General features: G+C 69.1%; 21 protein-coding genes. 13 read left to right on the plus strand and 8 right to left on the minus strand.

Going from position 1 to position 19,828, the window contains the following annotated elements; all coding sequences use genetic code 11:
* Nucleotides 1-174 precede the first annotated feature (174 nt).
* Together ACIQ0W_RS14970 and ACIQ0W_RS14975 are read left to right on the plus strand one after the other, a co-directional pair.
* A complete protein-coding gene (locus tag ACIQ0W_RS14970; RefSeq protein WP_304686843.1) occupies nt 175-399 on the plus strand; it encodes a DUF3107 domain-containing protein in 225 nt (74 codons plus the stop codon).
* Nucleotide 400: 1 nt separating this feature from the next.
* Nucleotides 401-691, plus strand: a complete 291-nt coding sequence (locus ACIQ0W_RS14975; RefSeq protein WP_304686842.1) for a hypothetical protein — start codon at nt 401-403, stop codon at nt 689-691.
* 18 nt (nt 692-709) lie between these two features.
* Here ACIQ0W_RS14975 and ACIQ0W_RS14980 read toward each other — a convergent pair whose 3' ends face one another.
* On the minus strand, nt 710-1,426 hold the full coding sequence (locus ACIQ0W_RS14980) for a ferritin-like fold-containing protein (RefSeq protein ID WP_396643473.1): 717 nt from the start codon (nt 1,424-1,426) through the stop codon (nt 710-712).
* Between the two features lie 211 nt (nt 1,427-1,637).
* On the opposite strand from ACIQ0W_RS14980, the gene ACIQ0W_RS14985 reads away from it, so the two are divergent.
* Nucleotides 1,638-3,131, plus strand: a complete 1,494-nt coding sequence (locus tag ACIQ0W_RS14985; RefSeq protein WP_396643474.1) for a DEAD/DEAH box helicase — start codon at nt 1,638-1,640, stop codon at nt 3,129-3,131.
* A 141-nt stretch (nt 3,132-3,272) separates the two neighbouring features.
* Entirely contained in the window at nt 3,273-3,704 is a 432-nt protein-coding gene (locus ACIQ0W_RS14990; protein WP_396643475.1) for an SHOCT domain-containing protein, read from the plus strand.
* Nucleotides 3,705-3,890: 186 nt separating this feature from the next.
* Here the strand turns inward: ACIQ0W_RS14990 and ACIQ0W_RS14995 are convergent, their stop codons facing one another.
* Entirely contained in the window at nt 3,891-4,772 is an 882-nt protein-coding gene (locus ACIQ0W_RS14995; protein WP_396643476.1) for a PHP domain-containing protein, read from the minus strand.
* Between the two features lie 100 nt (nt 4,773-4,872).
* On the opposite strand from ACIQ0W_RS14995, the gene ACIQ0W_RS15000 reads away from it, so the two are divergent.
* On the plus strand, nt 4,873-5,898 hold the full coding sequence (locus tag ACIQ0W_RS15000; protein ID WP_396643477.1) for an endonuclease/exonuclease/phosphatase family protein: 1,026 nt from the start codon (nt 4,873-4,875) through the stop codon (nt 5,896-5,898).
* A 49-nt stretch (nt 5,899-5,947) separates the two neighbouring features.
* Nucleotides 5,948-7,399: an aminopeptidase P family protein gene (locus tag ACIQ0W_RS15005; protein WP_396643478.1), complete on the plus strand. Its 1,452-nt coding sequence runs from the start codon at nt 5,948-5,950 to the stop codon at nt 7,397-7,399.
* Nucleotides 7,400-7,469: 70 nt separating this feature from the next.
* Here the strand turns inward: ACIQ0W_RS15005 and ACIQ0W_RS15010 are convergent, their stop codons facing one another.
* Together ACIQ0W_RS15010 and ACIQ0W_RS15015 are read right to left on the minus strand one after the other, a co-directional pair.
* On the minus strand, nt 7,470-8,183 hold the full coding sequence (locus tag ACIQ0W_RS15010; RefSeq protein WP_396643479.1) for an alpha/beta family hydrolase: 714 nt from the start codon (nt 8,181-8,183) through the stop codon (nt 7,470-7,472).
* A 35-nt stretch (nt 8,184-8,218) separates the two neighbouring features.
* The gene (locus ACIQ0W_RS15015) at nt 8,219-9,040 is read right to left on the minus strand and encodes a general stress protein (RefSeq protein ID WP_396643480.1); all 822 of its coding nucleotides are present in this window, start codon (nt 9,038-9,040) and stop codon (nt 8,219-8,221) included.
* A 58-nt stretch (nt 9,041-9,098) separates the two neighbouring features.
* On the opposite strand from ACIQ0W_RS15015, the gene ACIQ0W_RS15020 reads away from it, so the two are divergent.
* The 4 genes from ACIQ0W_RS15020 to ACIQ0W_RS15035 are packed head-to-tail and all read left to right on the plus strand — an operon-like array spanning nt 9,099 to nt 13,742.
* Nucleotides 9,099-10,385, plus strand: a complete 1,287-nt coding sequence (locus ACIQ0W_RS15020) for a magnesium transporter MgtE N-terminal domain-containing protein (RefSeq protein WP_396643481.1) — start codon at nt 9,099-9,101, stop codon at nt 10,383-10,385.
* A complete protein-coding gene (locus tag ACIQ0W_RS15025; protein WP_396643482.1) occupies nt 10,385-10,939 on the plus strand; it encodes a DUF1003 domain-containing protein in 555 nt (184 codons plus the stop codon). Before ACIQ0W_RS15020 ends, ACIQ0W_RS15025 begins: the two co-directional genes overlap by 1 nt.
* Nucleotides 10,929-12,155, plus strand: coding sequence for an Mrp/NBP35 family ATP-binding protein (locus ACIQ0W_RS15030; RefSeq protein WP_396643483.1), 1,227 nt, complete (start codon nt 10,929-10,931; stop codon nt 12,153-12,155). The genes ACIQ0W_RS15025 and ACIQ0W_RS15030 overlap by 11 nt, the downstream gene beginning before the upstream one ends.
* 33 nt (nt 12,156-12,188) lie before the next feature.
* Nucleotides 12,189-13,742 (plus strand): carboxylesterase/lipase family protein, encoded by a 1,554-nt coding sequence (locus ACIQ0W_RS15035; RefSeq protein WP_396643485.1) that lies wholly within the window; start codon nt 12,189-12,191, stop codon nt 13,740-13,742.
* A 14-nt stretch (nt 13,743-13,756) separates the two neighbouring features.
* Here ACIQ0W_RS15035 and ACIQ0W_RS15040 read toward each other — a convergent pair whose 3' ends face one another.
* Nucleotides 13,757-14,209, minus strand: coding sequence for a Sec-independent protein translocase TatB (locus ACIQ0W_RS15040; RefSeq protein ID WP_396643487.1), 453 nt, complete (start codon nt 14,207-14,209; stop codon nt 13,757-13,759).
* Nucleotides 14,210-14,271: 62 nt separating this feature from the next.
* Between ACIQ0W_RS15040 and ACIQ0W_RS15045 the strand changes: the two genes are divergently transcribed.
* Entirely contained in the window at nt 14,272-14,916 is a 645-nt protein-coding gene (locus ACIQ0W_RS15045; RefSeq protein WP_396643488.1) for an O-methyltransferase, read from the plus strand.
* A gap of 177 nt (nt 14,917-15,093) precedes the next feature.
* Here ACIQ0W_RS15045 and ACIQ0W_RS15050 read toward each other — a convergent pair whose 3' ends face one another.
* From ACIQ0W_RS15050 to dapE, 3 genes are all read right to left on the minus strand, one after another.
* Entirely contained in the window at nt 15,094-15,264 is a 171-nt protein-coding gene (locus ACIQ0W_RS15050; RefSeq protein ID WP_081766366.1) for a DUF3117 domain-containing protein, read from the minus strand.
* A 73-nt stretch (nt 15,265-15,337) separates the two neighbouring features.
* Complete coding sequence (locus tag ACIQ0W_RS15055) at nt 15,338-16,585, minus strand: hypothetical protein (protein ID WP_396643490.1); 1,248 nt, start codon at nt 16,583-16,585, stop codon at nt 15,338-15,340.
* A complete protein-coding gene (gene dapE, locus ACIQ0W_RS15060) occupies nt 16,570-17,643 on the minus strand; it encodes a succinyl-diaminopimelate desuccinylase (protein ID WP_396643491.1) in 1,074 nt (357 codons plus the stop codon). Before dapE ends, ACIQ0W_RS15055 begins: the two co-directional genes overlap by 16 nt.
* Nucleotides 17,644-17,707: 64 nt before the next feature.
* On the opposite strand from dapE, the gene dapD reads away from it, so the two are divergent.
* Both dapD and ppk2 read left to right on the plus strand, forming a co-directional pair.
* The gene (dapD, locus tag ACIQ0W_RS15065) at nt 17,708-18,664 is read left to right on the plus strand and encodes a 2,3,4,5-tetrahydropyridine-2,6-dicarboxylate N-succinyltransferase (protein WP_396643492.1); all 957 of its coding nucleotides are present in this window, start codon (nt 17,708-17,710) and stop codon (nt 18,662-18,664) included.
* Nucleotides 18,665-18,689: 25 nt separating this feature from the next.
* Nucleotides 18,690-19,499: a polyphosphate kinase 2 gene (gene ppk2 / locus ACIQ0W_RS15070; RefSeq protein WP_396643493.1), complete on the plus strand. Its 810-nt coding sequence runs from the start codon at nt 18,690-18,692 to the stop codon at nt 19,497-19,499.
* Nucleotides 19,500-19,828: the final 329 nt, after the last annotated feature.

Below are 19,828 nucleotides of genomic sequence, written 5' to 3' on the forward strand. Positions count from 1 at the left end.
TGTCCTCCGGTCGTTATGCGCTCCGAATTCCGGCCACATGGCACAACTCGCAGCATCCCGCGCACCGGGGCGTTCGCCCTCAGCGTGACCCAGCCGGGCGGCCCTCTCCCACCCGTGTCGTAGAGTTTCAGAGCAGTCGGGCGTCGCGCCCGAAGAGCAGAGAGGCAGTCACCCGTGGAGATTCGCATCGGCATCGCCAACACCGGCCGTGAGCTGAACTTCGAGACGTCCGAATCCGCCGAGACCGTCCGCGCATCCGTCGCGAAGGCACTCGACGCATCCGCTTCGCACGTCTCCTTCGCCGATTCCAAGGGCAATTCCTACATCGTCCCCACGGCGGCCCTCGCGTACGTCGAGCTCGGCACCGAAGAGGCACGCCGCATCGGTTTCGTCGGCTGACATGCTGATCGTCCTCGCGCTCGTCGCGGCCGTCGCGATCGGGTTGGCACTGCACTTCGCCCTGCCACTGCGCCCGACACGCGGGGTCGCGCTCGCTCCGTTGCTGGAGACGGCGATCGCGGCCGTGATCTACACGAGCCTGACGTGGCTCGGACTCGCCGAGAGCAACCCGTGGTTGTGGGTCGGGTCGATCCTGATTCCCGCCGCCGTGACCGGCGCGGTAATCCTCGTCGTGTCTCGTGCGCGCGCCGCGCACGATGAGCGCGAGCGAGTCCGCCTGAAGCTCGTCTGAGGACCTCGCGGTCGCGGATCAGGCGTTCAGGCCGACCGCATCCATCCGTCGCGAGTGCGCGGCCATGAGCTCGGTGAACACCGGCTCGACCTTCTCTTCGGCGGCACGGTCGAGACCGACGGATGTCGTCAGCGCCGCCCGCGCGACGAGCAGAGTGTCGCCGACCAGACGCCGCCCCCACATCGACAACAGCGAACGCCATTCCTCGTCACTCACGATCGTCGCCCCGATGATCTCCACGATCGCCCCACGGTCATCGTCGGCCTCGAGGATGACGGATACTCGTCGCCCGGTATCCCCATAGGTCGAGGCGAGCGCGTGGTAGAAGTCGTCGAGCAGCCCCGCGGTCAAGTGCACGCTCAGCAGCGTCTCCATCGGCCGCTCGCCGCTCGTGACACGACGGAACGCATCGAGCTGCTCGCGGAAGGGCAGCATCACCGTCGTGGGGTCCTCGTTGCGTTCGCGGATGAGCGAGACGATCTCCTGATGCTTGGTCAGCGCCGCACCCGCCGCGCGCGACAGCGCCTCTTTCTGCGCCAACTCCGGTGTCGAGGTGATCAGTTGCGTAAGTGTCTCGAAATATCCGAGTTGCAGGTAGGCGGCCTGACCCAGGAAGGTCTGCACATCAGGTGCGAGTTCGGAGAAGTCGACGCGGGTCGCGCCGGAGGACTCACCCCGGGACCGGAGGGTAAGCACGCGACGCGGCGTGCGCCGACGGCGCAACCAATTGAACACGGGATCAGCCTAGCCGCGGGGGCGCGCGACCGCCGGGGCAAGCGCGGGGAGTGGCGGAAGAGGCGCGCCGCGGAGCCTCGGGTAGGCTGGGGCTCGTCCCGGCGTCGGATCGGGACCCCGCGCCTGTGGCTGAGTGAAGGGCGTGGATAACCCTTTCTGCCCTACGGGGCAAGCACCCAGGCAGCATCTCACTGCCGGACAGGCTCATATCGTGACGACCTTCGCCGAACTCGGTGTCGATCAAGACATCGTCGACGCTCTGGCAGTGAAGGGCATCGTGGATGCCTTCCCGATCCAGGAGCAGACGATCCCCCTCGGGCTCCCTGGACAGGACATCATCGGCCAGGCCAAGACGGGCACCGGAAAGACGTTCGGCTTCGGCATCCCCGTCGTCCAGCGTCTCGGGCTCGACCCCTCCCCCGGCGTCAAGGCGCTCATCGTCGTCCCGACGCGCGAGCTGGCCGTCCAGGTCTATGAGGACATGGACATGCTGACCTCGAACCGTTCGACGAGTGTCGTCGCGATCTACGGCGGCAAGGCGTACGAGGGTCAGATCGACCAGCTGAAGGCCGGCGCGCAGATCGTCGTCGGCACCCCGGGGCGTCTCATCGACCTCAACAATCAGCGCCTTCTCGACCTCTCGAATGCGACCGAGGTCGTGCTGGACGAGGCCGACAAGATGCTCGACCTCGGGTTCCTGCCCGACATCGAGAAGATCATCACCAAGGTCTCGCAGATCCGCCACACGCAGCTGTTCTCGGCCACGATGCCCGGCCCGATCGTCGCGCTGGCTCGTCGTTTCATGACCAACCCCATCCACATCCGTGCGACCGACCCCGACGAGGGTCTGACGCAGGCGAACATCAAGCACCTCGTCTACCGCGCGCATTCGCTCGACAAGGACGAGGTCATCGCCCGCATCCTGCAGTCCGAGGGTCGCGGCAAGACCGTGATCTTCACGCGCACGAAGCGGGCCGCTCAGCGCCTGTCGGACGAGCTCGGCGATCGCGGCTTCAACACCGCCTCGGTGCACGGTGACATGAGCCAGGAGGCGCGCGAGCGTTCGATGGCGGCGTTCAAGGCGGGCAAGAAGGATGTCCTGATCGCCACCGACGTCGCCGCACGCGGCATCGACGTCGACGACGTCACGCACGTGATCAACCACACGATCCCGGATGACGAGAAGACCTACCTACACCGCGCCGGCCGCACGGGGCGCGCCGGAAAGACGGGGATCGCGGTGACGTTCGTCGACTGGGACGACCTGCACAAGTGGGCGCTCATCAACCGGGCGCTGGAGTTCGGTCAGCCCGAGCCGACCGAGACGTACTCCTCCAGCCCGCACCTCTTCACCGACCTGGACATCCCGGCGGGCACCAAGGGACGACTCACGACGGCACCGCGCACGGCGGCCGTCAAGACCCAGGAGCCGCGGGAGCGTTCCGCCCCGCCCGCAGGCGACCGCCCGCGTCGTTCGCGCTCACGTTCGCGTTCGGGTGACGGCAGCGAAGGCGCGACTGCGGCCTCCGCGTCATCGAGCACCACGACATCGAGCGCCGGCGCTGACGCACCCCGCGCCGAGGGCGGCGGGACGCACGATGGTGGCGGCAGCGAGCACCACGATGGCCGACCCGCTCCGTCGCGTCGCCGTCGTCGCCGCCGTTCGGGTGGCTCGTCCGGCGCGCCCAGCGCGCCCACCGCGTAAGCCTTCACGCCGGCCGCTCTCTCGGCGGTCGGCGTACGGGTTCAGCCCCACGGAGCAGATCTACTCCCGCGAAATGGCGCCAACCGCTATCTTGAGCGGTTGCGCCCGCAGGCGCCGATCATCCGATTGAAAGGCACACCCGTGCGCATCTTCACCGAGGCCGTCACCACGACCGGCTACCAGTACCAGGGCTTCTGGGGTTCCTTCTGGGACCTCATCTGGTGGTTCCTGGCCATCTTCATCTTCTTCGCCTACCTGATGGTCCTGTTCTCCATCATCACCGACCTGTTCCGCGACCACAAGCTGAGCGGCTGGTGGAAGGCCGTCTGGATCGTCGTTCTCCTCCTCACCAACTGGCTCGGCGCGCTGATCTACCTGATCGCCCGAGGCAGGGGCATGGGCGAGCGGAGCGCCGCCCAGGCGCAGGCCTACCAGCGCGCGCAGGAGGACTACATCAAGCAGGCGGCCGGCACGAGCCCCGCTGACGAGATCGCCAAGGCGAAGGCCCTCCTCGACGCCGGCACGATCACGCAGGCCGAGTACGACCAGATCAAGACCAAGGCGCTCTCCTGATCGCCTGACCTGATCACAACGAGCGGCCCCCATCCTCTTCCGGACGGGGGCCGCTTCGTCGTTCCCGGGGGCTCCCGACACCACGTCGGCGCCAGTTCTCGACATCCGCTACGTCGATCGGAGGCGCGGATGCCGCGAACAGGCGCGCCGTGTTGCGGGTCACTTTCGCGGCACCGCTGGGGGCGCTCAGGGGTAGACGGGCTCCACTCCGGTGGCGCGATCGACGATCCGTTCGACCATCTCGTCCGAGGTCGTGTTCTCGCCCGGCAGATTCGGCTTGCCGAGGCCGTGGTAATCGCTCGAACCCGTGACGATCAGATCCCGCCGTCCGACGATCCCGCGCAGCACGGCGACACCCTCGGGGGTGTTCTCGCGATGATCGAGTTCGAACCCGGCCAAACCCGCGTCGACCAGCTCCTCCAGATACGGAACCGGCATCATCCGTCCCCGCCCGGCGGGGGTCGGATGCGCGACGATCGGCACACCTCCGGCCGCAATGACCAGACGAACGGCGCTGAGCGGGTCGGGGGCGTAGTGCCCCTCGTAATACCCCTCGCGCGGATGCAGGATGCCCTCGAAGGCCGCGGACCGATCGATGGCGAGGCCGCGCGCGACCAGCGCATCGGCGATGTGCGGTCGACCCACGGTCGCGCCGTCGGATGTCTGGGCGACGACGTCCGCCCACGACAGGTCGTAATCGCGCGAGATGTTGCGGACGATCCGCTCGGCCCGACCCATCCGGTCCGTACGAACGCGTTCCATCTCGGCCCGGAGGGCCGCGTTGTCGGGGTCGAAGAGGTACGCCAGCAGATGGACGCTTCGCCAGCCGTGCTTGGCGCTCAACTCCATGCCCGGCAGGAGCGTCATGCCGAGCGACGTGGTCGCCTCTGCGGCCTCCGCCCAGCCCGCGGTCGTGTCGTGGTCGGTCAGCGCGATCGTGCGGAGTCCGTACCGATGGGCCGCCCGGACGACGGTCTCGGGCGGTTCGGTCCCATCGGATCGCAGCGAGTGCAGGTGCAGGTCGCTCGGCCCCTCGAATCGCCGCTCGAATCGCCGCTGCCCGCTCACCCCATGAGCGTACCCCCGCCCGTTGATGTGGATCGGAGCGGGAGCCGCCGGGGGCGCCGGCGTGCGTCGTTCTCCCAGCCTCGGCTTCTAGAGTCAGAGCGTGCTGCGTGTGCTCGGGATCCTCATCGCCGTGCTGTTCGCGATCGCGACAGCGGTGCTGACCTGGCCCTCGTTCTTCCGGGTCGAGCAGACGTTCCCGATCGTTCAGATCGTGGCCTTCCGATCACTCGTCGCCGTCGCTTTCGCGATCGCCGCGATCCTGATGCTGCTCCTCGCGATCGCCCGCCCCCTCCGTGGCTTCGCTCTCTCGATGGCCCTGGTCGCGATCGTCGGGACGCTCGGCAACGGCGCGATCGTCATGACGCGGGGCCTCGGCACAACCGAGCTTCCGGCCGAGACGGAGACGAGCGTCCGTGTCATGACCTGGAACACGGCCGGCGAGGCGACGGATCCCGTTTCCGTGGCGCAGACCGCCGTCGCGATGCAGGCGGACATCGTCTCCCTCCCCGAGACGACGATCGAGACCGGTGAACAGATCGCGGTCGCCATGCGCGAACTCGGTCGACCGATGTGGGCGCACCACGTCGAGTTCAGCGTCGGCGTCGACACCTGGGATGCCCGGTCCACGACACTTCTGATCTCTCCCGATCTCGGGGACTACTCGGTCATCGAGTCGTCGCAGGACGGCTCCAGCAACACCGCGGTGCTCCCGAGCGCCGTCGCCATGCCGGTCGACGGCGAGGGACCGATCGTCGTCGCCGTCCACGCCGTGGCCCCGAGAGAAGACGACATGGAGCACTGGCGCGAGGACCTGCGCTGGCTGGCCGACCAGTGCGCCACCGGCAACGTGATCATGGCTGGCGACTTCAACGCGACGATCGACCACATGGCACGCCTCGGTGTGGACGGCGGAACGCTCGGTTACTGCCACGACGCGGCATCCGAATCCGGAAACGGCGGCGTGGGCACCTGGACGACCGACCTTCCCGCGCTCGCCGGAGCACCGATCGATCACGTTTTCTCGACACCCAACTGGAAGGCGACCGGATCGATCGTGCTGCGCTCGCTCGACGGGTCGGGCAGCGACCACCGGCCGCTCGTCGTCCAGCTCGAGCCCGCCGGCTGAGCGAGCCGCTCCCCGGGCGCCACCGCGGCACGCGTGCGAGACTGGAACGATGAGCACGACAGGTGAAACCAACACGGTGTCCGAGGGCACGGCCGACCAGGCCGAGGCCGCACGCGACGAGCGCGAGGCGCAGGCTACTGCGAACCGCCGCCAGCGATTCGGCCAGGGCTTTCTCGACACGATCTCGACCGGATGGGCCGAGCGCCCCGAGCCGTCTCCCACAGCCCGCCCGCAGGCCGCCTTCGCCGCGGCCCGTCGCGCCGTGCTCTCGGCGGCGTTCCCGGGCAAGCGTCTCGTGGTTCCGGCGGGTGGTGTCGCCGTCCGCAGCAACGACACCGACTACCCCTTCCGCGCTCACTCGGCCTTCGCGCACCTGACCGGGTGGGAGCGGGATGCCGAGCCCGACGCCGTTCTCGTGTTCGACCCGACGGAGGACGGACACTCCGAGACCCTGTACTTCCGCGAGCGCGCCGACCGCAATACGGCCGAGTTCTACGCCGACGCCTCGATCGGCGAGTTCTGGATCGGTCCGCGCCCCGCCCTCGCGGGTGTCGCTGCCGACCTGGCGCTCGAGACGGCGCACATCGATGCGTTCGACGCATCCGATGACGATCTCGTGGTCGGTGAGGACGAGCACCTGACACGCTTCGTGTCGGAGCTGCGACTCGTCAAGGACGCCTTCGAGATCGAGCAGATGCGCCTCGCGGTGCAGGTCACCGCGGACGGATTCGACGACATCATCCGCTCGCTCCCCCGCATCGTCGCGCATCCTCGCGGCGAGCGCGTCGTGGAGGGCGTCTTCCACCTCCGCGCGCGCACGGACGGGAACTGGGAGGGCTACGACACGATCGCGGCATCCGGTCCCCACGCCTGCTACCTGCACTGGACACGCAACGACGGGCCGGTCATCCCCGGCGATCTCATGCTGATCGATGCCGGTGTCGAGGTCGACAGCCTCTACACCGCCGACATCACGCGCACCCTGCCCGTCTCCGGCCGCTTCACCGATGTGCAGCGTCGTGTCTACGAGGCAGTGCGCGAGGCGGCGGATGCGGGGCTGCGCGCGGCCCGCCCCGGAGCCCGCTTCCGGGATGTGCACGAAGCCGCGATGTCCGTGATCGCGGCGCGCGTGGCCGAGTGGGGCCTGCTGCCGGTCACGGCCGATGAGGCCCTCGCACCCGAGACGGGCGGGCAACACCGCCGCTACATGGTGCACGGCACGAGCCACCACCTCGGTATCGATGTGCACGACTGCGCGCAGGCCCGTCGCGAGATGTATTACGACGGCGTCCTCGAGGCCGGCATGGTGTTCACCATCGAGCCGGGCCTGTACTTCCAGATCGACGATGTGACGGTTCCCGAGGAGTACCGGGGCATCGGTGTGCGCATCGAGGACGACATCCTGATGACCACGATGGGTCCCGTCAACCTCTCGGCCGACATCCCGCGGTCTGCGGACGATGTCGAAGCCTGGATGGCTCGGCTCGCGCCGCAGGTCTGAGTCGCTTCGACATGCTCAGCGACCGACTACCACGACGCTCCCTGAGCCTGTCGAAGGGAGCGTGCAGACCTCAGAGCAGTCGGGCGCGGAGGAAGTCCGCGACGAGGGGTGCCAGAGCGGCACCGACGTCTTCTGCGGGGCGTTTCCGACCCTTCACCTCGAACGAGTGCCCACCGCCCTCGATCCAGGTGAGCTGGGCGTCCTGACACGCGAAGACGGCGCGCTCCAGCCCCTCGTGGGGCACGACGAAGGGGTCGTTGGTGCCCTCGACGAACAGCTGCGGCACGGCGATCCGCGGCAGGTGCTCCGCGCGCTCCTTGGCCGGGTCGCCGGGCGGATGCAGCGGATAGCCGAGGTACACGAGGCCCGTGATGCCGAGCGGCCGCTCGGCCTCTGCCATCGAGGCCATGCGACCTCCGTAGGACTTGCCGGCCGCCCACAGCGGCTCGCCCGCGGGTGCTTCCCCCCGCGCACGGTCGATAACCGCGCGCCAGGTGGCGATCGCGTGCGCCGCGGGCCCCGGCATCCGTCGTCCCGCTTCGCGATAGGGGAGGTTGAAGCGCACCGTCGCGATACCCGCGTGCGCCAGCGCGTCCGCGAAGCCCACGAGGAACGGGTGGTCGAACCCCGCACCGGCACCGTGCGCGAGGACGAGGGTAGCCCAGGCCGCGGTCGGCCGCTGCGAAGCGACGCTGACCTTGACCTCGCCCGTCGGGAGCGCCACGGGCCACCGCTCCACGCCCGCCGTTGCGGAGGAGATCTCGCCTTCGGAGGATGCAGGCACCGACATCCGTCCTCCGAAACGGAGATCTCCTCCGTTCACGAGCCGCTGCGGCCGTCGGCGTCTGAGTGGGTGGCCGTGTGCTGGTCGTCCGTCGAGCCCTCGGGGGCACGGTCGGATGCGTCCGAATTCGCGTCATCGGGCTCAACAGGCGCAGCAGCCACGGCGGACTCGATGCGCTGGCCGTAGCGCGCGGGTGCCTCGCGGGGCGCCTCGGGCGCCGCCTGGTCGATGCGCTCGCCGTAGCGCGGCGGCGCGGCGTCCGGTGGCAGCGGAGGCCGCTCGCCGGGTCCAGCCGAACCACCGGGCGCGGGAGGTACCGGCGGCGGCACGTCGGAACCGGGAGCGGGGAAAGCAGAGGGAGCAGGAGCGGATGCCGAAGCCCCGCCGCCGATACCCAGCACCTGCCGCGCCTTCGCGAGGTTGTCGCCCCCGACCGTGACCTCGTAGTGGTCCGCGAGCACCTGCATGACCGAAGCGAAATCTCGGCGCCGACGAATGAACGAGTACGTGATGATGCTGAGGAGCATCCCGACGGCGACACCGACGAAGAGCACACCGACGAAGGCCTGGATCGGAACGGAGGGGCTGCCGAGCACGAGGATCGCCGAGAAGAACAGGCCGATCAGCAGGCCGTTGACGGCACCCGAACGTGCGGCGGTGGCGTACCCCAGGCGTCCGGTCACTCGTTCGATCGAACGAAGCCCCTGCCCGACGATCGCGATGTCGCGCGCGGGGACCTCACCCGCGATCAGCGCCGAGACGGCCTTTTGCGCGCCCTCGTAGGTCGGAAAGCTCGCGATGGTCTCGCCGACGGCTTCGGCGCGCTTGCCCGTAGGGGCGGGTCCCAACATACTCATCCGCCCATTGTCCCACGCCCTCCCTAGGCAGCATCTGTGTCGGGGCTACGCTGGAGCAGTGAGCACGCAAAGGGTCTTTGTCGCGCGCCTGGCCGGGTGCGCCGTCTTCGACCCCGCGGGCGACCGCCTGGGACGCGTCCGGGACGTCGTCGTCGTGTACCGGGCAAGCGACCCGCCGCGGGTGGTCGGGCTGGTCGTCGAGATCCCCGGTCGCCGACACGTTTTCGTGTCGATCGGACGCGTGACGTCGATCGCGACCGGCCAGGTCATCACGACGGGCCTGATCAACGTGCGCCGTTTCCAGCCGCGCGGCGGTGAGGTGCGTGTCCTGGCCGAGCTGCTCGGACGGCGCGTTCACCTGATCGACGGCTCGGGCGAAGCCGTGATCGAGGATGCGGCCATCGAACGCAACCGGCTGGGTGAGTGGGCCATCGGCCAACTGTTCCTGCGCCGCCCGAAGACGAGCGCCAGTCCCTTCGCCAAGGGACCGACGACGTTCGCGAACTGGAGCGACGTGCGCGAGCGCATGGCGCCCGGCGAGTCGCAGTCGGTCGAGCAGCTGGTGGCCTCGTACTCCGAGCTGCTGCCCGCCGACCTCGCCAACACCCTGCTCGACCTGCCCGACGCGCGGATGATGGAGGTCGCGGGCGAGCTGCCCGACGACCGTCTCGCCGACGCGCTGGAAGAGATGCCCGAAGACGACCAGGCGCACATCCTCGAACAGCTCGGCGACGAGCGGGCCGCCGACATCCTGGACGCGATGGAGCCCGACGACGCCGCCGACCTGCTCGCCCAGCTTCCCGAGGGCCGCTCCGAGCAGCTGCTCGATCTGATGGAGCCCGACGAGGCCGACGACGTGCGCGCGCTGCTTGCCTACGGCCCCGACACGGCGGGCGGACTCATGACGCCCGAGCCGATCGTGCTGTCCGCCGACGCGACGGTGGCCGAGGCGCTCGCGCTCATCCGCCGGCACGAACTGCACCCCGCCCTCGCCGCCGCCGTTTTCGTCACCCTCCCGCCCTACGAGACCCCGACGGGCCGCCTGCTGGGTGTGGTGCACTTCCAGCGGATGCTGCGCTATCCCCCGCACGAGCGCCTCGGCGCCATCATCGACGACTCGGTCGAGCCCGTGCACGCCACCGCCTCGGCGGCCGAGGTCGCCCGTCTGCTCGCGAGCTACAACCTCGTCTCGCTGCCCGTCGTCGACACTGCACACCGCCTCGTGGGCGCGGTGAGCGTCGACGATGTGCTCGATTACCTGCTGCCGGACGACTGGCGCTCGCAGGATGCGGATGCGTCAGCATCCGGTCCCGCGAGCCGTGCCGCCGGATCGAGGCGACGCTGATGGCGCGGACGTCGCGCCGGGTCACGCTGGACGCGCCACGTGGGCGCGCCGGCGTGCTCTCGCGCACACCGCAGCCCTCGCGCGACCGGTTCGGCCGCTTCACCGAGTGGATCGCGCGCAAGATGGGCACGCCGTGGTTCCTGCTCGGGCTGAGCCTCTTCTGCGCCCTGTGGATCGTCTGGAACACGATGTTCCCCCCGGGACTCCGGTTCGATTCGGCGGCGAACGGGTTCACAGCCCTGACTCTGGTCCTGTCCCTCCAGGCCTCGTATGCCGCTCCCCTGATCCTCCTCGCGCAGAACCGTCAGGATGACCGCGACCGCGTCCAGATCGAGCAGGACCGGCAGCGCGCAGAGCGAAATCTCGCCGACACCGAGTACCTCGCTCGAGAGATCGTCGCTCTTCGCCTCGCCCTCACGGATGTCAGCAGCGAGGTCGTCACGAAGGACGTCCTCCGCCATGAACTCCGCACCGAGTTGAAGACGCTGCTCGACGGTCTCGAGGCACGCGGCGAGACGTCCGATGCGGATACCGCGGCAACCGATGAGCGCTGACAGCGACGACCCCGGATTCGGGCTCGGAGTCGATCAGAAGCTGACCGACGCCGTGCGCGTGGCGGTGGGTGCCGTGACAGACCCCGAACTGCGACAGCCGATCGGTGACCTCGACATGCTGCGCCAGATCGCGGTCACGGACGGAATAGCGGATGTCGGGATCGCCCTGACGATCGTCGGATGCCCCGCCGCGGGGCGGATCGAATCCGACGTCCGCCGCGCCGCCGCATCCGTGCCCGGTGTCCTCGATGTGCACGTGGACGTCGGCGTCATGACCCCGGCGGAGCGCGCAGCCCTCACCGAGCGCCTGCGAGCAGGCCGCCCCCGTGGTATCCCGTTCACGGCCGAATCCCTCACCCGCGTGATCGCGGTCACCAGCGGCAAGGGTGGGGTCGGCAAGTCCACGGTCACCGCGAATCTCGCCGTGGCACTCGCCGCGCGGGGGCTCCGCGTGGGACTCATCGATGCCGATGTGCACGGCTTTTCGATCCCCGGCCTGTTGGGCCTGGTCGACGCCGAGGGCCGAACGGTCCGCCCGACCCGCATCGACGACCTGATCCTGCCGCCGGTGGCCTACGGGGTGAAGACCGTGTCGATCGGCATGTTCTTGCGCGAGGGCGACGAGGGCGCGGCCGTCGCATGGCGGGGGCCCATGCTGCACCGCACCGTGCAGCAGTTCCTGACGGACGTGCATTTCGGCGACCTCGACATCCTGCTGCTGGACATGCCACCCGGTACGGGCGATATCGCGATCTCGGTCGGCCAGCTCCTCCCCCACGCCGAGGTCGTGGTCGTGACGACACCCCAGGCCGCGGCATCCGATGTCGCGATCCGCAGCGCTCTCGTCGCGCGCCAGACGGGGCAGCGGGTCATCGGGGTCATCGAGAACATGGCCGCTTTCACGCTGCCCGACGGAACCGTGCTCGACCTGTTCGGTTCGGGCGGGGGTGCGCAGGTCGCGGCCGCGCTGTCGGCATCAGAGGGACCGGACGCATCCGGTCGCGTCCCGTTGCTCGCGTCGATTCCTCTCAGCCCGGCCCTGCGCACCGCGGGCGACGCGGGCACCCCCCTCACGGCAACGCTGAACGAGACGGGCGACGAGACGGATGCCGCAGCGGAGGATCCCGCCCGCCGTGCCCTCATCGACCTGGCCGCTCGGCTCGCGGGTGTGCCCCGCGGTCTGGCCGGGCGCCCTCTCACGGTGACGCCGCGCTGATCGCGAAGACCGCACTGATCTCGAAGGAGACCCATGGCATCCGACACGACCTTGACCGTGACCGTCAGCACGACGCATGGACCGGTGCGGGGCGACATCGACGGCGCGGTTCGCTCGTGGAAGGGCATCCGGTACGCCGCGCCACCGATCGGTCCGCTGCGCTGGCGCGCGCCGCAGCACCCGGAACCCTGGTCCGACGCGGCCGACGCCACGCGGTTCGGTCCCATCCCCGTGCAGACGGCTTCGCCCGCCATCCGACTGCCCGAGGACGCCGTGCAGAGCGAAGACTGCCTGACTCTCAACGTGTGGGCAGCCGAGAACGTCTCCGCAGCGGAGCCGCGACCGGTGATGGTGTGGGTGCACGGCGGCGCGTACATGTTCGGCGCGACGGCGCAGCCGATGTACGACGGCCGGTCGCTCGCTGCGAGTGGTGAGATCGTCCTGGTCACGGTCGGTTATCGGGTGGGCGCCCTGGGCTTCGCCGATCTCTCGCGTTTCTCGACCGAGTCCGAGACGTTCGAGACGAACCTCGCGCTGCGCGACATCCTGTTCGGCCTGGAGTGGGTGCGCGACAACATCGCGGCGTTCGGCGGCGACCCGGGGCGGGTGACGCTGTTCGGCGAATCCGCCGGCGGCGGCATCGTGACGACCCTGATGACCTCACCGGCAGCAGAGGGCCTGTTTCATCGAGCCATTGCCGAGAGCTCGCCCGCGACCTCGGTGTACGGGCAGGACCGCTCCGAGCGCATGGCGCGCGAGCTCCTTCAGACAGCGGAAGCGGATCCCTCGGATGTCTCGTCATTCCGGAACATCCCGGCCGATCGGCTCGCCGCGGCCGCGATGACCGTCTACGCGGCAACGCCCCTCGATGAACCCGGCACCCTGGCCTTCACACCCGTGGTCGACGGCGACCTGGTGCCGGAGCATCCGGTCGACGTCTTCGCGCGCGGCGGTGCCCTGCCCGTGCCGTTGCTGATCGGAACCAACCGCGACGAGACGTCGCTCTTCACGATGATGAAGTCCCCGCTCATGCCGGTCTCGCGCGAAGCGATCGAAGAGATGTCGGCCGACCTACGAGACGACCGCCCCGATCTCGACATCCCCGCCGACGCGGAGATCCTGTCGGCCTACGCGGGTCTGCGGCTGAGGAAGCAGGGCCCGGCGATCTCGCGCGATCTCGGATTCCGGATGCCGACCCTCTGGGTCGTGGAAGGCCACGCCGCGGTCGCGCCGACGTACCTGTATCGCTTCGACTGGGCGACCCCGATGCTCAGGCTGCTCGGTATCGGGGCGACCCACGCGACCGAGCTGCCGTACCTGTGGGGCAACATGCAGGGCGGCAAGAAAGACATCACGTTCCGCCTCGGAGGGATGCGAACAGGGCACCAGCTCTCACGGCGCTTCCAGCAGCGCTGGATCGGGTTCGCCGTGGATGGCTCGCCCCAGGCGGAGGGGGCCGCCGCGTGGGAGCCCTACACGGCCACCGACCGGGCCACGCTGGTGATCGACCGCGTCGACCGGATCGTGCCGGACCTCGACGGTGGCCTACGCGCGGCCTGGGGCGACGAGGTGCTCTCCTTCACCTGAGCGGAGCAAAAGGCTCAGGTGGCTTCGGAGTCGTACGGGGTCGCTGCGGATGCGGTAGCGGCGGCGTCCGTGGCCGCGGATGCCGAGGCCGCGGTGGCATCGGAGGCTCCGGCCAGCGCCGCAACACCCGCGCTGGCGCCCGCCGCCCCCGCGCCGCCGAGCGCGGCGGTGGCCGGTCGAGGTGCGCCCGGGCTGACCGGCTTGAGCGGGGGTTCGTCGAGCAGCGCCTCACGGATGATGCGCCGCGGATCGTACTGACGGGGGTCGAGTCGGCGCCAGTCGACGTCGTCGAAGTCCTCGCCCATCTCGTCGCGGACCCGCGTCTTCGCACCGCGGAGGAACTCTCGCAGGCGGCCGAGCAGCTTCGCCAGGCCCTCGGCGTACCGGGGCAGCCTCTCGGGCCCGACCAACAGGGCGGCGATGACACCGATCAGCAGAAGCTTCTCGATCGTCAGCCCGAAGAACATGAGTCCAGGTTACTCGCCGCGCCTGCGGTCAGAGTCCGCAACTGCCGCGTAATCTAGGGAAAATGGACAAGCGCGTGAGCGGACAGCAGGCCAGCTGGCGATACGCGACGGAGCAGGTCACCGAGCCCGATCCGATCGCGAAGGCTCGCGCGCACTCGCTCGAGCTGGGCATCGTCCCCATCGATCCGGCGATCGGCGCGCAGTGCGCCGTGCTCACCGCCGCCTCCGACGCCCTCAACCTGGTCGAGATCGGCACGGGCGCCGGGGTGTCTGGCATGTGGCTGCTGCGCGGCAGCGCGCGAGGCGTCCTGACGACCATCGACGCCGAGCCCGAGCATCTCGCCGCCGCGCGCAAGTCCTTCGCGGACGCGGGCATCCCGCCCGCGCGGGCGCGCTTCATCACCGGTCGTGCCGCCGACGTCCTGCCGCGCATGAACGAGTCGGCATACGACATCGTCCTGATCGACGCCGATCCCGAGCACATCCTGGAGTACGTTGCCCACGGTCTGCGTCTGGTGCGCGTCGGGGGGACGGTGCTCATCCCCCGAGCCCTGCAGAACGGGCGCGTCGCCGACCCTGTCCAGCGCGACCCGATAACAACGGCCTTTCGCTCGCTCATCCACGAGACGCAGGGGTCGCAGGCGGTCATGCCGGCCCTGTCGATCGTCGGCGACGGGCTGCTGCAACTCACCAAGATCACGGAGTAACGCCGGATGGACCGCAGAACGTACGGCATCGGCGCGAGTGCACGACTTCCGAACCGCGCGTAAGCCGTGCACTCGCGCGCAAGCCGTGCACTCGGATCATGGATGCGGGGGCGGACGCGGACGCCCGGGGACGCAGAAAGGCCGGTCCCGCGAACGGAACCGGCCTGATGACGATCTCTATGCGGAGACAACTCCAGAGAGAACATCGTGAAGCTCCTTGGCCTCGGCATCGTTGACCGAAACCACGAGACGCCCCCCACCTTCGAGCGGCACCCGCACGATAATCAGGCGCCCCTCCTTCACAGCCTCCATCGGTCCGTCGCCGGTCCTCGGCTTCATGGCTGCCATAGCGGCCCCTTTCGTCGCGAAATCTTGAGTCCAGTTTATCCTGCTCACCGACACGAATCGGCCGAGCGGTATATCAGGGCACCTGCCAGTACATGTTTGCGAGCCCGTACATGTTCCATATCCACCACCACTGCCCCACAAGGCACACTGCGAGCGCCCCGATCCGCCAGATGATCGAGCGCGGCGCAGCGACCGCACCCCAGAGCGGCGAGAGCGGGAACAGCAGCCGGAAGATGCTCGACTGGGGGAAGAACACCGCGAAGAGGTACACGAGATAGCTCGCGGCCCAGAGCCGCACCTCCACCCCGAGCCGCCGCACGTGCGGTTCGAACAACAGGAGCGCGGCAGCACCGAGCATCAGCACGACCGCCGCCGCGATCCCGACTCCCGCGGGCGCGCCCCACGACCGCAGCCAGAACTCCGCGCCCGCGAACCAGCCGTGGAACGGCACGAACACTCCCCCGTCCTCGACCCAGTTTCGCCGCCAGGCCAGCTCCGTCGCCAGGTATCCGCCGGGGTCCCCCGTCACGATCCCGACGATGAGCTGCCACGCAAAGCCGGTCGCCACCGCCAAAGCCCCGAGCGCGAGGATGTGTACGATCTCGATCCGGCGTAGCGGCTCAGCATCGCGACGGAACCACCGCCAGAGGCCGAACAATCCGAGGAACAGCGCGAATGCGAGCACCCCCGGTCGGGTGAAGGCCATGAGCGGGATCAGCAGATACAGCCAGGCATAACGTCGGCGCTGGACGCACCAGATCGACAGGAGCAGCCAGAGCACGAAAAGGGACTCGGCGTACGCGACCTGAAACAGGGCCGCGAGGGGCGCGGACGCGAACAGGGCGACCGACCATAGCGCGGCAGTGTCGCCGATACGCTCGCGCGTCATCTGGAACAACACCAGGCAGCAGCCGAAGCCCGCCGCGATTGCGACGAGTAGGCCACCCGCACCCCAGTACCCGAAGGGAGTGCCGACCACCTCCGAGAGGAAGGCGTAGATGGGCATGAAGGCCCAGGCATTCTCGGCCACGGCGCCCGTGTCGGTCAGCGGGAGCTGCGCCGGGTAGCCGCTGACCGCGATCAGCCAGTACCACTGCGCATCCCAGCCGATGATGAAGGGCCCGAGTCCCGGGTCGACCCCGAAACGTGAATCCGGGCCCGACATCGCGGAAGCGAGCAGCATCAGTCCGGTCGTCACCAGCCGCGCCGCCAGGTAGATGAGCGCGATCCCGAGAACCAGCCCCGGCCCTCGGGTGGGGCGTACCAGCAACGCGTCTTCGTCGGGGCGATCGGCCTCGGCCCCGCTCACGCCGTCAGCCACGCCCGCAAACCGCGCGCCACGGCCTCGATCTGGGCGATCGGCACCCGCTCCTCGTCGTGGTGCGCGAGGTGCGGATCGCCGGGTCCGTAGTTCACGGCAGGCACTCCGAGGGCGGAGAAGCGCGCGACATCCGTCCACCCGTACTTGGGTCGAGGTTCCGCGCCGACGGCCGCGACGAACTCCCGGGCGAGCGGGGCGTCCAGTCCCGGACGCGCACCCGGCGCGAGGTCGACGATCTCGACCTCGAAACCCTCGAATACATCGCGGACGTGCTGTTCGGCCTCGAGTTCGGAGCGGCTGGGGGCGAACCGGAAGTTGACCTCGACCTCGCAGAGATCGGGGATCACGTTGCCGGCGATCCCGCCCGAGATCGAGACGGCGTTCAGCCCCTCGCGGTAGTCGAGCCCCTCAACCGCGACGGTCTGCGCCCGGTGGCGAGCCAGGCGCTCGAGGATCGGAGCCGCCTTGTGGATCGCGTTCTCGCCGATCCAGGAGCGCGCCGAGTGCGCTCGCACGCCGTGAGTGCGGACGATCGCTCGGAGGGTGCCGTTGCATCCACCCTCGACCTCTCCGCCCGAAGGCTCCCCGAGGATCGCGAAGTCCGCGGCAAAAAGATCCGGCCGGCTTCTCGAGAGCCGATTGAGCCCATTGAGACTCGAATCCACCTCCTCGTGGTCGTACCACATCCACGTGATGTCGACCCGGGGTTCGGCCAGCTCGGAAGCGAGCACGAGTTGCACCGCAACGCCCGCCTTCATGTCGACCGTGCCGCGACCCCAGATGCACTCCTCGCCGTCCACGACCACATCGCGCGTCGGCAGATTGTCGTTGATCGGAACCGTGTCGATGTGCCCCGCGATCACGACGCGCTGTTCGCGACCGAGCGTCGTGCGGGCCACGATCGTGTCACCGTCCCGGAACACCTCGAGGTGCGGCAAAGCCGACACCGCCGCGTGAATCGCGTCCGCGAGCGGGGCCTCGCCTCCCGAGACGCTCGGGATGTCACAGAGTGCCCGGGTGAGCTCGACGGGCGACATGGTCAGGTCGAGCTGAGGCATCCCCCGAGTGTACCGGCGCCGTCGTGGCGAACCCGGGCCCGCGCGGTTCGGTAGCGTGGGAGACATGAGTATCGAGCGGTGGGTGTGGGGCGAGGGACTCGCCACGATTTCGAGCGACGGGACAGTGCTGGACACCTGGTACCCCAACCCGCAACCCGGACGCGTGCCGACCGGGCGGGATGCGGCGATTGCGGACGACAACGTCGACCGTTTGGCCGCCCACGATGACCGCCGCGCCGTCACGGTCGAGGCCGTGACGGTCGAGATCGACCTCGCCGCCGCCCCCGCCTCGACCTCTGACGCCTACCTGCGCCTGCACGTCCTGTCGCACCTGCTGGCCGCGCCGAACGAGATCAACCTCGACGGGATCTTCGGACACCTGCCCGTCGTGGCGTGGACGAACGCCGGCCCGATGCATCCGGATGATGCCACCCGCCTACGTCCCCTGCTGCTGCGCGATGGCATCCAGGTGGGCTCGCTGGATAAGTTCCCGCGCCTGACCGACTACGTCACTCCCGTCGGCGTGCGGATCGCGGATGCCTCGCGCGTGCGCCTGGGCGCGTACCTCTCTCCCGGCACGACGGTCATGCACGAGGGATTCGTCAACTTCAACGCCGGCACCCTCGGGTCCTCGATGATCGAGGGACGCGTGTCGCAGGGCGTCGTCATCGGTGACGGCAGCGACATCGGCGGCGGCGCATCCATCATGGGCACGCTGTCGGGCGGCGGGACGCATCGCATCTCGATCGGCGCGCGCACCCTGCTCGGTGCGAATGCCGGTGTCGGCATCTCGCTCGGCGACGACTGCGTGGTCGAGGCGGGACTCTACGTGACCGCCGGTACGAAGGTCGCGCTCGTCGACGCCGCGCCGACGGCCGCCGGCACCGTGCCCGTCGTCAAGGCGGCCGAGCTCTCGGGCAGCGACGGGATCCTCTTCCGGCGCAATTCTGTCTCGGGTGCCGTCGAGGCCGTCCGCCGTGCGGGCGTCGGCGTGACACTCAACGAGGCTCTCCACGCCTGACCCGGGCCACGCGTAGGGTGGCGCCATGAGCAAGCGGATGCCGAAAGCCCTGTACAAGAGCGAGCTGAAAGCGCTGCAGGCGCGCCTGGTCGACATGCAGGCGTGGGTGCAGGCTAGCGGGGCGCGCATCGTGGTCATTTTCGAGGGCCGGGATGCGGCGGGTAAAGGCTCGACGATCAAACGCGTCTCGGAGTACCTGAACCCGCGCGTCACGCGCATCGTCGCGCTGCCGACGCCGACCGAGCGTGAGAAGACGACGTGGTACTTCCAGCGCTACGTGCCACATCTGCCGGCGGCGGGCGAGATCGTTCTGATGGATCGGTCTTGGTACAACCGAGCGGGTGTCGAACACGTGATGGGGTACTGCACGAACGCCGAGTACCACCGGTTCCTGCACCAGGCACCGATCTTCGAGCGGATGCTGGTGGAGGACGGCATCATCCTGCTCAAGTACTGGTTCTCGGTCTCGGACGTCGAACAGGAACGCCGCTTCCACGACCGCGCCCGTGATCCGATGCGCCGCTGGAAGCTGAGCCCGAACGATGTCTCATCGATCACCAAGTGGGAGGACTACTCCCGGGCCAAGGACACGATGTTCGTCCACACCGACATCCCGGAGTCGCCGTGGTTCGAGGTCGACAACGAAGACAAGCGGCGCGGGCGCGTCAACATGATGGCGCACCTGCTGTCGCAGATCCCGTCCGAGCCCGTCTCGCGGGAGGACATCGTGATCCCCGAACGTCCGGCATCGGGCGGTTACGAGCGACCACCACGCGACGATGACAATGCCGTGCCCGACTACGCGGCGGAGGTCATCGCCCGCGCCACCGCCTGAGTCTCGCCCCGCGCTCCCTGAGCCTGTCGAAGGGAGCAGCCAGGCACAACACGTCACTTCGACAAGCTCAGTGACCGAACGACCTCACGCTCCCTGAGCCTGTCGAAGGGAGCAGCCCGACCCCAACGGGTGTGGAGAACTTCCGGCCGGCTCCGTCGCCAGCGCGCACACTGAGGCATGCCATTCGTCTACATCGGGACTGGGGACTGCTGCACGAATAGGTGACAGGTTGTAGTCACGCCGCCAGTGCGGCGGTCGTGTTCATGATGGTCTCGAACTCGATGGGCGTCAAACGGCCCAGGCGGAGTTGGCGCCTCCGGCGGTGGTAG

Origin of the sequence: Microbacterium sp., assembly GCF_044340635.1 — a bacterium.
In the GTDB taxonomy this organism is placed as follows: domain Bacteria; phylum Actinomycetota; class Actinomycetes; order Actinomycetales; family Microbacteriaceae; genus Microbacterium.

Excerpts from the sequence above, each read along its gene's own strand:
- ACIQ0W_RS14975 (WP_304686842.1), top strand. The coding sequence starts at position 401 with ATGCTGATCGTCCTCGCGCTCGTCGCGGCCGTCGCGATCGGGTTGGCA.
- ACIQ0W_RS15005 (WP_396643478.1), top strand. The coding sequence starts at position 5,948 with ATGAGCACGACAGGTGAAACCAACACGGTGTCCGAGGGCACGGCCGAC.
- ACIQ0W_RS15015 (WP_396643480.1), bottom strand. The coding sequence starts at position 9,040 with ATGAGTATGTTGGGACCCGCCCCTACGGGCAAGCGCGCCGAAGCCGTC.
- ACIQ0W_RS15025 (WP_396643482.1), top strand. The coding sequence starts at position 10,385 with ATGGCGCGGACGTCGCGCCGGGTCACGCTGGACGCGCCACGTGGGCGC.
- ACIQ0W_RS15030 (WP_396643483.1), top strand. The coding sequence starts at position 10,929 with ATGAGCGCTGACAGCGACGACCCCGGATTCGGGCTCGGAGTCGATCAG.
- ACIQ0W_RS15035 (WP_396643485.1), top strand. The coding sequence starts at position 12,189 with ATGGCATCCGACACGACCTTGACCGTGACCGTCAGCACGACGCATGGA.
- ACIQ0W_RS15040 (WP_396643487.1), bottom strand. The coding sequence starts at position 14,209 with ATGTTCTTCGGGCTGACGATCGAGAAGCTTCTGCTGATCGGTGTCATC.
- ACIQ0W_RS15045 (WP_396643488.1), top strand. The coding sequence starts at position 14,272 with ATGGACAAGCGCGTGAGCGGACAGCAGGCCAGCTGGCGATACGCGACG.
- ACIQ0W_RS15050 (WP_081766366.1), bottom strand. The coding sequence starts at position 15,264 with ATGGCAGCCATGAAGCCGAGGACCGGCGACGGACCGATGGAGGCTGTG.
- dapE (WP_396643491.1), bottom strand. The coding sequence starts at position 17,643 with ATGCCTCAGCTCGACCTGACCATGTCGCCCGTCGAGCTCACCCGGGCA.
- dapD (WP_396643492.1), top strand. The coding sequence starts at position 17,708 with ATGAGTATCGAGCGGTGGGTGTGGGGCGAGGGACTCGCCACGATTTCG.
- ppk2 (WP_396643493.1), top strand. The coding sequence starts at position 18,690 with ATGAGCAAGCGGATGCCGAAAGCCCTGTACAAGAGCGAGCTGAAAGCG.